Genomic DNA, 14,241 nt, shown 5'->3' with positions numbered 1-14,241 from the left:
GGTGGCTTTTGGCGTAATTTCACAAATCCGTTGCGTTGGGACGTGCCGCTGGGACGGTCTTGGGCGGCAAGGCGGGGGTGAAACCGGGCACAGGGGCGAAAATGCCCCCTCCAGCGGTGCGAAAGGGAGCATATCCAAAGTCAGAGATTTGGCAAATGAACAGAAACGGCCCGCGTTCAGATGCCGATCCGGTCGCGCAGCGCATACCAGCTCATGGCGAGGGCCAGCAGCGGCGAGCGCATGGCGGGGCCGCCAGGGAAGCTGGGCGCCGGAACCTTCGCCATGGTATCAAACCCTTCGGCCTCTCCCCGGATGGCATGGGCCATCAGCTGCCCGGCGTGGACGGCGGTGCCGACCCCATGGCCGGAATAGCCAGAGGCCGACAGCACATTGGCGCTGAGCCGTGCCAAATAGGGCATGCGTTTCATGGTGATCCCAAGGGTGCCGCCCCAGGCATAGTCAACCCGGACGTCTTTTAGATGCGGAAAGATCTGGGTCATGGGCCGACGTACCACGGCCTCGATATCGGCGGGAAAACGATAGCCATAGCTTTCACCGCCGCCAAAGAGCAGCCGTTTGTCATGGCTGAGCCGAAAGTAGTTGACCACGAACCTGCCATCGGCCACGGCGATGTCGCGGCTCAGCACCCTGGCGGCATCATCGCCCAAGGGTTCGGTTGCGACAACAAAGTTGTTGATCGGCATGACCTTGCTGGCGACCTGACGGTTCAGCCCACCAAGATAGCCATTGCAGGCCAGGATCAGGTGGTCGGCGCGCAGGCTTCCCTTTGCGGTTTTCACCCGCACCTCGGGGCCTTCGCTGATCTCCAGCACTTCGCTTTGTTCATGCAGGGTGGCCCCGGCTGCGGCGGCCGCACGGGCCAGACCAAGGGCGAGGTTCAGCGGATGCAGATGGCCAGCGCCATGGTCCAGAATGCCGCCCTTGTAATCGGGCGAGGGGCAGATTTCCTGGCAGGCCTCGTCTGATAAAAGGTCAATCTGGTCATAGCCATAGCGATCTTGCAGGTGACGGCCATAGTCATGCAGATGGGCGACATCCTTGGCGTTGGAGGCGGTCCAGGCAACGCCTGGGCGCAGGTGGCAATCGATCTGATGCTTGGCAATCAGGGACTTTACCAGATCCTTGGCGTCCTCGCCCAATTGCCACAGCTTTTGCGCATCTGGTATTCCGACAAAGCTCTCCAGGCCTTCTTGATCCAGGCGCTGACCGCTGCCCAACTGGCCACCATTGCGCCCCGAGGCACCAAAGCCCACCCGATGGGCTTCTAGGACGACAACCTTCATCCCGGCTTCGGCCAGGTGCAGCGCGGCCGAGAGGCCGGTAAAGCCGCCGCCGATGATGCAGACGTCGGCGCGCTGGTCGCCCTGAAGTGGCGCAAATGGCGCTTGCGGTGTTGCTGTCGCCGCATACCAGCTGGTGGGATAGCGCCCTTTTTGATCGTTGGAATGCAGCAGGTTCAAAGTCATTGGGGTCACCCTCTTGTCAGCTGTCGTTCGCCCCTTTTGCCGCACCAGCCTTGGGCTGGGCAGAGAAACCTCTGGCGGCGATGCCTGCAGGGCAAACGGGGGCGGCTATTGGCGCGGCCACCGCCAGTCGGGGGCGGGTGTGCCGCGCGGGTCAGATATCGCCTTAGACATTCATCAGCAGATGCTCGCGCTCCCAGGGGGAGATCACCTGCAGGAACTCTTCGTATTCGGCCCGTTTCACGATGCTGTAGACGCGGGCGAAATCAGGGCCGAGCACCTCGTGCAGTTTGGTTGCTTCGTCGAACAGATCCAGCGCGCTGCCCATGACATTGGGAATATCGCCTTCGCCTTCATAGGCGTTGCCTTTGAACTGCGTGTCTGGCTTTTGTTGTTCCAGCAGACCAAGATAGCCACAGGCCAGCGAGACAGCGATCCCGAGATAGGGATTGCAGTCCATCCCGGCGAGGCGGTTTTCAACACGGCGGGCCGCAGGGCTGGACAGTGGAATGCGAATGCCGGTGGTGCGGTTGTCACGCGCCCATTCCAGATTGATCGGGGCTGCGTGGTCTTTCACATAGCGCCGGTAGGAATTCACATAGGGTGCCATCACCGCAATCCCCGCAGGCAGGTGGTTCTGCAACCCGGCGATAAAGTGGAAAAAGGCATCAGTTTCACTGTCGTCATCGGCGGAAAAGATGTTCTTGCCAGTTTTCAAATCCAGCACCGAATGGTGAATATGCATCGCCGAGCCAGGTTCATTCTCGATCGGCTTGGCCATAAAGGTGGCAAAGCAGTCATGGCGCAGGGCAGCTTCGCGGATCAGTCGTTTGAAGTAAAAGACCTCATCCGCCAGCTTGACCGGATCGCCGTGCAGCAGGTTGATTTCCAGCTGGCCTGCGCCGCCTTCCTGGGTGATGCCGTCGATCTCAAAGCCCTGGGCCTCGGCGAAGTCGTAGATGTCGTCGATTACCGGGCCAAATTCATCCACCGCTGTCATCGAATAGGCCTGTCGCGCCGCTGCTGGGCGACCAGAGCGCCCCATCATCGGTTCGATCTTTTTGCCCGGATCAATGTTGCGTGCGACCAGGAAGAATTCCATCTCAGGCGCGACAACCGGCTGCCAGCCCTTGTCATGGTACAGCTGAACTACGCGTTTCAACACATTGCGTGGGCTATAGGGGATCGGCGTGCCGTCACGGTCCAGCGCATCATGAATGACCTGCAGCGTCCAGTCCCCCGTCCAGGGGGCCGCCGTCGCAGTGGACATATCGGGTTGCAGGGTCATGTCTTTTTCAATCCAGCCGTCATCATCGGCGGCCTCGGCCCAATCCCCGGTGATGGTCTGGTAAAAGATGCTGTCCGGCAGGTGAAAGAAATCCTGCTTGGCGAATTTGGATGCCGGCACCGCCTTGCCCCGGGCGATACCGGGGAGGTCCGAGATAACGCATTCAACTTCGTCGAGACGACGGCCCTCCAGATAGGTTCTTGCCGCTTCGGGAAGGTCGTCAATCCAGGATGACATTAAGTCCTCTCTTTCTTCATAAAATCTGCGAGGAAGGTTGCAATTTCGGGGGCGTCTACAGAAGTGTCGAGATCTTGGCGGGCCTGATCAAGCAATGCGTCGGGCACCACGCCGCGACCGCGCTTTTCAATCAATCCGCCGGTGAAGGCATTGCTGAATTCGGGATGTGGCTGCAGGGTCCAGATATGGTCACCATAGGCCAAGATGCCATTTTCACAAAATGCATTGCCAGCCAGAACGCGGGCCTCGGCTGGGCGTTCGATCACCTGATCCTGATGCCAGGCATTCAGGGTTATGGGCTGGCCATCCTGTTCATAGGTGACATGGCCCACCGCCCAGCCGCCGTCAAATTTGGCCACCTTGCCGCCCAGAGCCTGGGCAATGATCTGATGACCAAAGCAGATCCCGGCAAGCGGTTGCTTCCTGGCGTGAATGTCACGGATCAGATCTTCCAGCGGTGGGATCCAAGCATGATCTTCATAGGCCCCATGGCGGGAGCCCGTGATGATCCAGCCCTCTGCCGCCTGCGCATCCTTGGGGAATTGCCCATCCACAACCTCAAAGGTTTCAAAGGCAAAGCCGTGGCCCGCCAAAAGGTCGCAAAACATCTGGTCGTAGTCGCCTGCCTCTTGGATAAGATCCTCGGGGGCGTGGCCGGTTTGCAAGATGCCGATTTTCATAGTTCACCAGATTTGATCAAAAGATAGAGCCCAAAGCAACATGCTCCTGGCTGGCTGAGGTCATACCGCTTCCAGCCAGCTGAGCCAATGTTTCTCTGGCGGCAGGGCTGCAAAGCCGACGTGTTCCTGTCGCTTGGTCATCGTCAGATTGCGGATCATCATCTTTGGCAGGATCCGCGCCATCAGCGGGTCTTGTTCGAACAGGGAAATGGCGCTTTGCCAATCGTCGGCCAGCTGCGGCAGATCGGGAATGTCGTAGATATTGCCAGAGGATGCAGGCGGCGGCACCAGGGCGTCTTCGATGCCCAGCAGGGCGGCGCCAAGCACGACGGACAGCATCAGATAGGGGTTGATGTCGCCGCCAGCGGTCCGGTGTTCGATGCGTCGTGCCTTGGGGTTGCCACCGGGAATGCGGATTGCAGCGGTGCGGTTTTCATAGGCCCAGGCGGCGCTGGTTGGCGCATGGGCACCAGGCACCAGTCGTGCATAGGAATTGCCATGCGGAGCAAAGATCAGGGTGCTGGCTGGCATGGCGGCCAGGCAGCCTGCCACGGCCTGCTGCAACAGATCCGATCCCTTCTCAGAGCCATCATCAAAGACGTTGTTGCCGTCCCTGTCGACCACCGAAAAATGCACATGCATGCCATTGCCGGCTTCGTCCTCATAGGGCTTGGCCATAAAGGTGGCGGCCAGGTCGTGCTTGCGTGCAAGTCCTTTTACCAGCGCCTTAAACAGCCAGGCATCATCCGCGGCGCGCAGCGCATCCTGATGGTCGAGGTTGATTTCAAACTGCCCCAGACCGGCCTCTGAAATAGCGGATTGGGCGGGGATGCCCATCTCTTCTGCACCGTTGTACAGATCGGTGAAAAAGGCATCGAAAGCGTCCAGCTCTTCGACCGAGAGCACCGATTGCTGCACCAGTTTGCGCCCGGTGTGCGGGTGCGCGGGGGGGGTAGGTTGGGGACCGCTGTCATCAACCAGATTGAATTCCATTTCAGTGGCGGCCATCACCTGCCAACCGCGTGCGGCGTAGCGGTCCAGCACCTGGGCAAGCACCTGCCGGGGGTCACCCAAAAAAGGCTCACCAGCTTCGGTTTCCATCACCATCGGCACCAGCGCCGAAGGGGTCGCAAGCCAGGGCATCGGCACTGGCCCCCGTGAGGAAGGTGTGAGAATTCCGTCGGCATCACCGGTTTCAAACACCAGCGGACTGTCTTCGATGTCCCGGCCCCAGATATCGACGTTCAAGGCCGAGAGCGGCATTCTGGCCGCGCCGGTGGCCAGTTTGGCCATCTGCGAGGCAGGCATCCGTTTGCCACGCATCTGCCCGTTCAGATCGCAGGCGGCGATGCGGATGGTTTTCAGCTGTGACAGATCCATGCTCTGATCTCCTTGGTCGCTATGACAGTGTTGTACTGCAGGATCGCGAATGAGCCAAGGAAATTTGATCAAAAGTTTCAGTGTTCGCCTGTTTTCCGCCTAAGTTTGCATAAAAATAGGCCCCAGAGGGGCCCATTTTTCTTGCAATTATTTGATCTTTTAGCGGATGAGGTTCGGTTTGAACTTTAGCTTTGGGCGCTTGCTCTGGGGCAGATGCCGATTCAGCCATGTGTTGACCCGGCCAAAGACGGCGATGATCACCAGGGTCAGCAGGATGAAATAGAAGGCCAGGATCGGGTAGGGCACAAAGGGATTGAAGGTCTTGTCGGCGAAATAATTCGCATAGTACAGCGCATCGCCCTTTTGCTGCCATGCGGGAAAGCCGGAAAAGAACACCAGGGTAGTGGCATGGAACAGAAAGATCGCTTCGTTGGTATAGGCAGGCCAGGCCAGACGCATCATGGTGGGCCATTCGATGCGCCGAAAACGTGTCCAGCCGGACAGCCCATAGGCATCGGCCGCCTCTATATCGCCCTTGGGGATCGACCGCAGCGCACCATAGAGGATTTCGGCGGAATAGGCCGCTGTGTTCAGGAACAACACAATCAATGCACCTGCCCAGGCCGACGACAGCGGGTTGAAGAAGCTTGAAACGCTTTTCAGGCTGAGAAACAGGAAATAGGCAAAGAAGAACTGGATAAACAGCGGCGAGCCACGGAACAGAAAGATAAACCATTCAGCCGGTTTGCGCGCCCAGGCCGATTTGGAATTCTTGCCAAGCGCCAGAAAATTGGCAAGGACAAACCCGGTGGCCACGGCAATGACGCCAAAGTAGATGTTCCACAACAGCCCCGATCCAATCAGGGTGAACTGTTCACACAGGGTAAAGTCGCTGCGCGGTAACATGCGTTCGCCATAGCCAAAGGCGCGAAAGGCATAGTCTTGTAGAGTTTGATAGCAGCTCATGCGGCTTTCCTTTGCGCTTCACCATCCACGGTGGCTTGGCCATGGGCCAGGCGGGTGGTGATCCGGTCCAAGACCAGTTCCGAAACACGGGTAAAGACCAGATAAAACACCAGAAGCCCCAGAAAATACCACATGCGCCAGTCCGGATGCGGATAGTCGGTGAATTTGGCGGTCTTGGAGCCGCCAAGCTCGCGGGCCCAAAAGACGATGTCTTCGACGCCGAGCAGGAACAAGAGCGGCGTTGCCTTGATCAGTACCATCCACAGGTTTGACAGGCCGGGCAGGGCATAGGTCCACATCTGCGGCACCAGAATACGCCAAAAGGTCTGCCGGTGGCTTAGCCCGTAGGCTGCGGCGGTTTCGATCTGGGCATGTGGCACGGCCTGCATGGCCCCAAACAGGACATTGGCGGCAAAGGCACCAAAGACGATGGCAAAGGTCAGCACCGCCAGGCTGAACCCATAGGCTTCATGCAGCCACTGTGGTGCATCGCCAAGCGGCATCTTGGCAATACTGCAGACCAGGAAATCATTGCCCTGGCGAATGGGTGCATCCCAGTCGGGGCATTTCACCTTGTGGCGCAGGTATTCGATGCCCTGATCCAGCGCGATGACGAAGAACAGAAAAAAGGCGATATCGGGCACGCCGCGCACGACCGATATATAGATCTTGCCGAGCCAGGAAAGCGGGGTAAACCGCGCCCGAGCCGCCATGGCACCGCCAAACCCAAAGAGCAGGGCCGTCGGTGCCGTCACCGCCAGCAACAGCAACACGGTGCCAAAGGACATGTAGAAAGCAAGGTGCTTTCCGGTGGTCAGGTAGCAGCTATACCACTGGATACCCTCCAGCGTGGCCGGGTCAGAGCAAAAGGAAAAAATGGTGGACCTCGTCGGGATCGGGACCGGAGACAAGAAACAGGGCTGTCTGGTCAGGGGCAAAGGGGGGCAACCGCCCCCCTTCATTATTGATCAATGGGAAGGCGTGTTTCAGAACTTGCCTTCGATTTCCCATTTGTCGAGCATCGTGTTCAGCGTGCCGTCTTCTTTCATCGAAGCGATCGCGGCGTCGAACTTGGCAATGACGTCGGTGTCGGACTGACGGAAGGCCATGCCGATACCTTCGCCGAGGAAGACATCGTCGCCAACAAACTGCAGCTCGGTTTCGCCAACGATGGGCAGCAGGAAGTCCTTGTCCGCCATGACGGCGTCGACTTCACCCGAATTTACCGCAGCAATGGTTTCATCCGGTGTGGGGAATTCAACCAAGGTGGCACCAGTGCCGGCAACATGCGACGACTGAATGGTGGAGGCCTGAGCCGCGATCACGGCGCTCCCTAGATCAACGTCAGCCGAAAGCGCCGCATAGGCCGAAGGCGATGGGCGCGTGTAGCCTTGGGTGAACTGCACAACTTCCTTGCGCTCTGGGGTGATCGACATGCCGGCGATGATGGCATCGTAGTTGCCCGACAGCAGGTTGGGGATGATCGAATCCCAGTCATTGGTGACCCACTCGCAGGTCAGCTCGGCGCGTTTGCACAGCTCGTCGCCCAGCTCGCGCTCAAACCCGTCAACTTCGCCATTGTCGTTGAGGAAATTATAGGGAGGGTAGGCGCCTTCGGTGCCAAGACGTACGGTGTCGGCCAGGCCCATGCTGGCGGTCAGGGCCAGGGCTGCGGTGCTCAGAATAAGTGATTTCATTGTGGTACTCCCAGTTTTTTGATTGGTATTTTGGTGTCTTGTCTTGGTCTTGTCCGGTGTTTTGCCCTGCTTCAGGGGCGTGTGCCCCCTAGGTCAAAGCCCGAATGTGGTGTGTCGGCCTATCCGTTGCGCGCACTTCGGCTTGGCGAGAGGAAACCGCGCAGACGTTCCGATTGTGTGCTGCCAAACACAGCGTCTGGTGTGCCCTGTTCTTCGATCAGCCCTTGATGCAGGAACACAACCGAATCAGAAACATCCGCCGCCAGGTTCATGTCATGTGTCACGATCATCATGGTCCGGCCCTCGGCGGCAAGATCCTTGATCACCTTGATGACCTCCTGTTCCAGTTCGGGGTCCAGCGCCGATGTGGGTTCGTCAAACAGCAGCGCCTCTGGCTCCATGCACAGGGCTCGCGCGATGGCGGCACGCTGTTGTTGCCCCCCGGAGAGCTGCGCCGGATAGGCATCGCATTTGTCGCCAATGCCAACCTTGTCCAGATAGGCGCGGGCCGAGGCTTCGACGGCGGCGGGATCCAGCCCCAGTACGGTTACCGGGGCCTCCATCACATTTTGCAAAATGGTCATATGCGCCCAGAGGTTAAACTGCTGAAAGACCATGGACAGATTGGTACGTATGCGCAGCACTTGCTTGGGGTCGCAGGGGCGGCGGGCCAGCCCGGTTCCGCTCCATTTGATGGGCTCTCCCTTGAACAGGATCTCGCCCTCCTGGCTGTTTTCCAGCAGGTTGCAGCAGCGCAAAAGGGTTGATTTCCCCGACCCGGAAGAGCCGATCAGCGACACAACGTCACCGCGGTTTGCAGTGATACTGACACCTTTGATGACCTCCAACTCGCCATAGGATTTATGCAGGTCGCGGATCTCGAGTACAGGTGTCGAATTGGTCAAAGCGGTTTCGCCCGATTAAGAAAAACTGGTTCTAAATGGACCGAAAAAATGGCTGAATGCAACGCTAAAACCGGAAGCTTTTGGCCTGAACATGCAAAGCGGGTGAAAAAACGGTCAAATCGGAAGGTGCAGCGACCTACCTGCGAGCGGCGATCTTTAGCCCTGTCAGCACGGGCCCCGGAGGGGTCGGGACAGAGAGATATTCACTGATCGGAATCTGCAGGATTCCGGTCAGATGCAGTGCCGCCCGTGTCGTCGGGTCAAGGTCTTTGATCGCGTCGTCAATGGCCTGATAGATCTGCACCGGATCCTGCGAGAGCGCAGTAATAAAGGGCAGGCCAGGGGTTGGGGCTGTCCGTTCAAAGACACAGAGCTGGTCGGCGAAAGCATCGTATTTCTGCATCAATTCCCAAGACAGGATATCCAGCGCGGCAAAATCGGCGCGCCCCTCGGCAACTGCCAGGGCCGAGGCCCGGTGGCCACCGGTTTCGACCAGTTCGCCCGGCAGAATGCCACGATCCTGCATATGGATCAGGGGCGCAGCCCAGCCCGATTGTGACAGTCCGTCATTATAGGCAAAGCGGGCGCGATCAAAGTCTTTCAGCCCGGGCAGCGGCGTCGCGGCCTTGGCAACAAAGACGCTGCGATAGTATCCCGGCGGGCAGTCGGGCAGGCCATAGTCGGGGGTGCCTACCAGATCGACCTCGCCATAAAGCCGGGTGCGATACGGGCACCCACAGGTCTGTGCCAAGAGGAGATCTGGCGCATTCCACGCCTCCCAAGGGTCGATGTCCCGGTTCAGGATCTCTGGTGGTTTTTCTGGTCCCAGATCAAGGTTGCTGCGAATGGCCGCCCAGAACAGATCATTGGCCTCCGCGGTTTCTGGCCTGTCATACATGCCGAGATAGGCGATCATACAGTGGTTTCCACCCGCTTGCGGGCCTGGGCGCTGTCGATATCGCTGACGCCGAGCAGATTTGCTGACAATCGCATGAGGGCATCTTCGCCCTGGTCGCGACGGCCATCCGCCAGCACCACCTGCCACATGGCCTCTACCACGCCGATACGATCTTCATAGGCGACGGCCTCTTTGATGGCGCGGGTGAAGCGGACGGTATCGGGGGCCTCTGCCTCCATGGCTTCGGCCTGTTCGCGCAACAAGATCGCGCCACCGATGTCCTGGCCATAGCGGGTGCAGATGATACGGTCGATGCGATCTTTTTCAACTTCGGAGTAATTGTGATCAGATCGGGCAATACGCACCAACAGCGCAGTCAGAGCCAGACGCGCGCCTTCATCAGTCAGCGGGGCTGGGGCCGGGGCCAGCAGGTGGGCAAGCAATTCCTTGAACATTACTCTTCTCTCTCCCGCTTGGCGGCAATTTTCGCCATGGCCTTGCTGCGTGCCGCTTCGTTGTCGGCAAAGGACAATCCCATGGCCTTGTAGGCCTCTTCGATGATGCGCACTTCGCCTTCATGTTCGTTGTGATCTGCCAGCACCACCTCCCAGAGGGCATCCAGCGCGGCAAGCCGTTCGTCCAGGCCTGTGGTTTCACGGATCAGTCGGCCAAAGGTATCGGTTTCTGGTGCCGCCGAGTGCAGCTTTTCGCAGGTGGCCCGCACCTTTGCGGCCTCAATCGCGTCGTGCTGGTACAGCCGCGACAGGATGCGATCAATCAGGCTGATCTCTTCAAGTTTATATTCGCGGTCAGACTGTGCCACCCGCACCAGCAGGGCGCCCAGGGCCAATTCCGCGTCGGGGTCAGGCAGGGCTGGCGGGTCGGTGGGCCGAAAGGCCTGAAAGAACTTCTTGAGCATGCTTGGATACTCCATCTCTCTGAGCGTCGGTGCTTGCAGCCACATGTTGCTGGGCCGACTGTTATGAACCTTTGGGGCGGGCTGCGGAACGGACCCGATTGGCGCGGCGCATGTGCTGTAGGGCAAGACGCCGGGCCGGTTTTCCAGGCAGGGCCCAGCCAGTCTGTGGCTAGCCGTCGTAGCCTTCGACAATTGCCATATCGCCGTTGGCAACCGGATCCCGCAGCGCCTTGGCATCTTGATAGGCGATACTATCATAGCAGGATTTTGCGGTTTCGAAATCTTTGAATTCAATCACCACGGTCCGCGAACGCATGGTCCCTTCGCGGATCTCCTTGGTGCCGCCTCGCACCAGAAACCGGGCACCATATTCAGCGAATGGTGCGGCATTGGCAGCGATGTAGTCCTTGTAGCGCTCCATGTTGTCAACATCGACATGTGCCACCCAGTAGGCCTTTGGCATTTTGTGAGCTCCTTCAATTTATCGGTGCCAAGCTGATACAGAACTACCGCAAAGGCAATGGTGCGCGGGCAGGGAATTTCCCCGTAAGCAAATGATCTTGCCAAGAGTTATTGCAAAACCCGTCCCGTTGGCCAAGGGAAAACACCCAAGGCTGCGGCAGGGGGCAGGACCGGGAACGCAAAAAACGCCCGCGCAAAGGCGGGCGTTTGATGCCGTGACAGGCCGGGGAGCGGACTATCCTTACGGGTCAGCCGATTTCCTGCAGGCGCGCGAGGGCGTCTTTGATCTTGGCTTCTTCCTCTTCGCGCAGGGCCAGGTTTTCGCGGGCTTCTGCCACCACCTCTTCGGGGGCCGAGGCGGCGAATTTGGGGTTTTTCAACCGCCCACGCAACCCGCCCAGCTCCTTGGTCAATTTGCCAAGGTTCTTTTCCTGACGTGCCTTTTCTGCGGCAACATCAATGATATCGGCCAGAGGCAGCGCAAAGGAGGCCCCCGGTGCGGCGATTGAAATACAGCCCTTGGGCAGGTCCTTTGCCTGTGTCAGGCTTGCAATGCGCGCCTTGTTCAGGATCAGCTCTGCGTTGCGATCCCAATAGCCCTGTGCCGCTGCGTCCATTTCGGTGACCAGCATTGGCACGATGGAACCCGACGGCACGTTCAGCTGCGAGCGGGCCGAGCGCACATTGCCAATCACCGCGATGACCCAGTTCATTTCGGCCTCGGCCTCGGCGTCTACCAGATCGGCGGCGCGGTAGCTCGGCCAGGCGGCATGGGCCAGCATCTTGGAGGCCTCGCCCATCTTGACGCCGCGCCCTTCGGTGGCATTCCACAGCTCTTCGGTGACAAAGGGCATGATCGGGTGCATCAGGATCAGCGCCTGATCAATCGCCCAGGCAAAGGTGGCGCGGGTTTCTTCCTTGGCCGCCTGATCCTCGCCCTGGAATACCGGTTTGGTGAATTCCAGATAGCGGTCGCAGAAGGTGTTCCAGAAGGTGGCATAGATCGCATTGGCGGCGTCATTGAAGCGGAAGCTTTCAAAGCCCGCCTGCACATCGTCGCGCAGCTTGGCGATTTCGCCAATGATCCAGCGGTTCAGCGGCAGTGTCGCTTTGGGCGGGGTGCTGTCGCGATCAACCGAGAAGGCATCAATCTGGCTGTCGCCATAGGAACAGGCCTGCCAGATCTTGGTGACAAAGTTGCGATAGCCCTCGATCCGCTTCATGTCGAGCTTGAGCACACCACCGAGGCTCGCCATGGCCGCATTGGTAAAGCGCAGCGCATCAGCGCCGTATTCGTCAATGATTTCCAGCGGGTCGACGACGTTGCCGGTGGATTTGGACATCTTCTTGCCCTTGGCGTCACGTACCAGCCCATGCAGGTAAACGGTGTCGAATGGGATGCGTTCCTTGACAGGCAGGTCCTGATCCAGAACCGCCAGCTGCATCATCATCATCCGCGCCACCCAGAAGAACAGGATGTCCTGCCCGGTCACCAATGTGGAGGTTGGGAAGTATTTCGAGGTTTCCTCGGTCCATTCCGGCCAGCCCAGGGTGCCAATCGGCCATAGACCGGAAGAGAACCAGGTGTCCAGCACGTCGGGGTCACGGATGAGTTCAACGCCTTCCCCCGCCTGAGCCTGAGCCTCGGCCTCAGTTGTGGCGCAATACTGCTTCCCATCGGCATCAAACCAAACCGGGATCTGGTGGCCCCACCAGAGCTGGCGTGAGATGCACCAGGGCTCGATGTTTTCCAGCCAGTGGTAATAGGTTTTCTCGCCAGACTCGGGCAGGATCTTGACGGTACCGTCTTTCACCGCGTCCAGCGCCGGGCCGACGATCTTGTCGGTCTCAACAAACCACTGGTCAGTCAGCATTGGTTCGATCACCACCTTGGAGCGGTCGCCAAAAGGCTGCATGATGGGCTTGGCCTCAACATAAGGCACGACCTCCGAGACCTCAGTCTCGTTGCCGTCCTCGTCTTTGACCACCTTGGTGACGGTATGCATCACCGCCAGACCCTCGGCGGTGATATCAGCCACCACGCGTTTGCGGGCCTCAAACCGATCCAGCCCGCGATATTCTTCCGGCACCAGGTTCATTGCGGCGATTGACGCCTCGGTGAACTCAGCTTCCCCATTGGCAATCGCCTGGGCCTCGGCGGCCTCTTCCACATAGGGGCGACCGTCGGCGCGCATTTTGGCCTTGGTGTCCATCAGATTATACATCGGAATGCCGCCGCGTTTGGCGACCTGATAGTCATTGAAATCATGCGCGCCGGTGATTTTTACCGCGCCAGAGCCAAAGTCCTTATCGGGGTATTCATCCGTGATGATCGGGATCTGGCGGCGCTGCGCCTTGGGGCCAACGGGGATTTCGCAGAGCATACCAACGATGGGCGCATAGCGTTCATCCGAGGGGTGCACCGCAACCGCGCCGTCGCCCAGCATGGTTTCGGGCCGGGTGGTGGCGATGGAGATATAATCACGCTCTTCAGTGAGCGTAACATTGCCGTCCTCATCCTTCTCGACATAGGTATAGGTCGCGCCATTCGCCAGCGGATATTTGAAGTGCCACATGTGGCCCGCGACCTCGATATTCTCCACCTCAAGGTCAGAGATCGCGGTCTCAAAATGGGGATCCCAGTTGACCAGACGCTTGCCGCGATAGATCAGCCCCTTGTTGTACATCTCCACAAAGACCTTGATCACGGCATCGTGGAAGTTGGGCGAGTTCTCGTGGCCGGTGCGGGTGTCACCTGCTGCGCCCGCCATGGTAAAGGCGGTGCGGTCAAAATCGCAGGATGCACCAAGGCGTTTCAGCTGTTCGATGATGGTGCCGCCCGACTTTTCTTTCCATTCCCAGATTTTGGCAAGGAAATCAGGGCGTGCAAAATCGGTGCGTTTCTTGCCCTCTTTGGCCAGCTCGCGTTCCACAACCATCTGCGTCGCAATCCCGGCGTGGTCGGTGCCCGGCTGCCACAGGGTGTCAAACCCCTGCATACGCTTCCAGCGGATCAGGATATCCTGCAACGTATTGTTGAAGGCATGGCCCATATGCAGCACCCCGGTCACATTGGGGGGCGGGATCATGATGCAATAGGTCGAGGCCTCAGGCTTGGCATTGGCGCCTGCCTTGAAACAGCCAGCCTCTTCCCAGGCCTTGTAAAGGCGGCTTTCAGCTGTGGCCGCGTCGAATGTCTTGTCCAGTGCCATGAGGGTCGTCCTGCGTCGATTGAATTCGGGGTTGCTGCCTCCAATAACGAATGGGGGGGCAAAGGGGAAGGGACCGCGCAAACCAGCCTGAAAAATCCGGCAGCGGTGGGGCT

The 14,241-nt window shown here is 58.9% G+C and carries 13 protein-coding genes; all 13 read right to left on the bottom strand.

Annotated elements, in window-relative coordinates; genetic code table 11:
• Window positions 1-176 precede the first annotated feature (176 nt).
• Window positions 177-1,487 carry an NAD(P)/FAD-dependent oxidoreductase gene (locus P2081_RS00135; RefSeq protein WP_278920857.1) on the bottom strand — a complete coding sequence of 437 codons (1,311 nt, stop codon included), beginning with the start codon at window positions 1,485-1,487 and terminating at the stop codon, window positions 177-179.
• A 163-nt stretch (window positions 1,488-1,650) separates the two neighbouring features.
• Window positions 1,651-3,009, bottom strand: a complete 1,359-nt coding sequence (locus P2081_RS00130) for a glutamine synthetase family protein (RefSeq protein ID WP_278920856.1) — start codon at window positions 3,007-3,009, stop codon at window positions 1,651-1,653.
• Entirely contained in the window at window positions 3,009-3,689 is a 681-nt protein-coding gene (locus P2081_RS00125) for a type 1 glutamine amidotransferase (protein ID WP_278920855.1), read from the bottom strand. The genes P2081_RS00130 and P2081_RS00125 overlap by 1 nt, the downstream gene beginning before the upstream one ends.
• 60 nt (window positions 3,690-3,749) lie before the next feature.
• The gene (locus tag P2081_RS00120) at window positions 3,750-5,069 is read right to left on the bottom strand and encodes a glutamine synthetase family protein (RefSeq protein ID WP_278920854.1); all 1,320 of its coding nucleotides are present in this window, start codon (window positions 5,067-5,069) and stop codon (window positions 3,750-3,752) included.
• A gap of 159 nt (window positions 5,070-5,228) precedes the next feature.
• Complete coding sequence (locus tag P2081_RS00115; RefSeq protein ID WP_278920853.1) at window positions 5,229-6,035, bottom strand: ABC transporter permease; 807 nt, start codon at window positions 6,033-6,035, stop codon at window positions 5,229-5,231.
• On the bottom strand, window positions 6,032-6,913 hold the full coding sequence (locus tag P2081_RS00110) for an ABC transporter permease (protein WP_278921432.1): 882 nt from the start codon (window positions 6,911-6,913) through the stop codon (window positions 6,032-6,034). Before P2081_RS00110 ends, P2081_RS00115 begins: the two co-directional genes overlap by 4 nt.
• A 108-nt stretch (window positions 6,914-7,021) precedes the next feature.
• Window positions 7,022-7,732: a transporter substrate-binding domain-containing protein gene (locus P2081_RS00105; RefSeq protein ID WP_278920852.1), complete on the bottom strand. Its 711-nt coding sequence runs from the start codon at window positions 7,730-7,732 to the stop codon at window positions 7,022-7,024.
• Between the two features lie 119 nt (window positions 7,733-7,851).
• Window positions 7,852-8,637, bottom strand: coding sequence for an ABC transporter ATP-binding protein (locus P2081_RS00100; protein WP_278920851.1), 786 nt, complete (start codon window positions 8,635-8,637; stop codon window positions 7,852-7,854).
• A 136-nt stretch (window positions 8,638-8,773) separates the two neighbouring features.
• The gene (locus P2081_RS00095) at window positions 8,774-9,553 is read right to left on the bottom strand and encodes a phosphate/phosphite/phosphonate ABC transporter substrate-binding protein (protein ID WP_278920850.1); all 780 of its coding nucleotides are present in this window, start codon (window positions 9,551-9,553) and stop codon (window positions 8,774-8,776) included.
• The gene (locus P2081_RS00090; RefSeq protein WP_278920849.1) at window positions 9,550-9,990 is read right to left on the bottom strand and encodes a tellurite resistance TerB family protein; all 441 of its coding nucleotides are present in this window, start codon (window positions 9,988-9,990) and stop codon (window positions 9,550-9,552) included. The genes P2081_RS00095 and P2081_RS00090 overlap by 4 nt, the downstream gene beginning before the upstream one ends.
• The gene (locus P2081_RS00085; protein ID WP_278920848.1) at window positions 9,990-10,454 is read right to left on the bottom strand and encodes a tellurite resistance TerB family protein; all 465 of its coding nucleotides are present in this window, start codon (window positions 10,452-10,454) and stop codon (window positions 9,990-9,992) included. Before P2081_RS00085 ends, P2081_RS00090 begins: the two co-directional genes overlap by 1 nt.
• A gap of 169 nt (window positions 10,455-10,623) precedes the next feature.
• The gene (locus tag P2081_RS00080) at window positions 10,624-10,917 is read right to left on the bottom strand and encodes a DUF1330 domain-containing protein (protein WP_278920847.1); all 294 of its coding nucleotides are present in this window, start codon (window positions 10,915-10,917) and stop codon (window positions 10,624-10,626) included.
• Between the two features lie 247 nt (window positions 10,918-11,164).
• A complete protein-coding gene (locus tag P2081_RS00075; protein ID WP_278920846.1) occupies window positions 11,165-14,128 on the bottom strand; it encodes a valine--tRNA ligase in 2,964 nt (987 codons plus the stop codon).
• Window positions 14,129-14,241: the final 113 nt, after the last annotated feature.

This window comes from Pseudophaeobacter profundi (genome assembly GCF_029697505.1).
In the GTDB taxonomy this organism is placed as follows: Bacteria; Pseudomonadota; Alphaproteobacteria; order Rhodobacterales; family Rhodobacteraceae; genus Pseudophaeobacter; species Pseudophaeobacter profundi.
Note: the sequence above shows the minus strand (reverse complement) of the source record. Positions and strands in the feature narration are given on the sequence as shown.

Excerpts from the sequence above, each read along its gene's own strand:
- P2081_RS00135 (WP_278920857.1), bottom strand. The coding sequence starts at position 1,487 with ATGACTTTGAACCTGCTGCATTCCAACGATCAAAAAGGGCGCTATCCC.
- P2081_RS00130 (WP_278920856.1), bottom strand. The coding sequence starts at position 3,009 with ATGTCATCCTGGATTGACGACCTTCCCGAAGCGGCAAGAACCTATCTG.
- P2081_RS00125 (WP_278920855.1), bottom strand. The coding sequence starts at position 3,689 with ATGAAAATCGGCATCTTGCAAACCGGCCACGCCCCCGAGGATCTTATC.
- P2081_RS00120 (WP_278920854.1), bottom strand. The coding sequence starts at position 5,069 with ATGGATCTGTCACAGCTGAAAACCATCCGCATCGCCGCCTGCGATCTG.
- P2081_RS00115 (WP_278920853.1), bottom strand. The coding sequence starts at position 6,035 with ATGAGCTGCTATCAAACTCTACAAGACTATGCCTTTCGCGCCTTTGGC.
- P2081_RS00105 (WP_278920852.1), bottom strand. The coding sequence starts at position 7,732 with ATGAAATCACTTATTCTGAGCACCGCAGCCCTGGCCCTGACCGCCAGC.
- P2081_RS00095 (WP_278920850.1), bottom strand. The coding sequence starts at position 9,553 with ATGATCGCCTATCTCGGCATGTATGACAGGCCAGAAACCGCGGAGGCC.
- P2081_RS00090 (WP_278920849.1), bottom strand. The coding sequence starts at position 9,990 with ATGTTCAAGGAATTGCTTGCCCACCTGCTGGCCCCGGCCCCAGCCCCG.
- P2081_RS00085 (WP_278920848.1), bottom strand. The coding sequence starts at position 10,454 with ATGCTCAAGAAGTTCTTTCAGGCCTTTCGGCCCACCGACCCGCCAGCC.
- P2081_RS00080 (WP_278920847.1), bottom strand. The coding sequence starts at position 10,917 with ATGCCAAAGGCCTACTGGGTGGCACATGTCGATGTTGACAACATGGAG.
- P2081_RS00075 (WP_278920846.1), bottom strand. The coding sequence starts at position 14,128 with ATGGCACTGGACAAGACATTCGACGCGGCCACAGCTGAAAGCCGCCTT.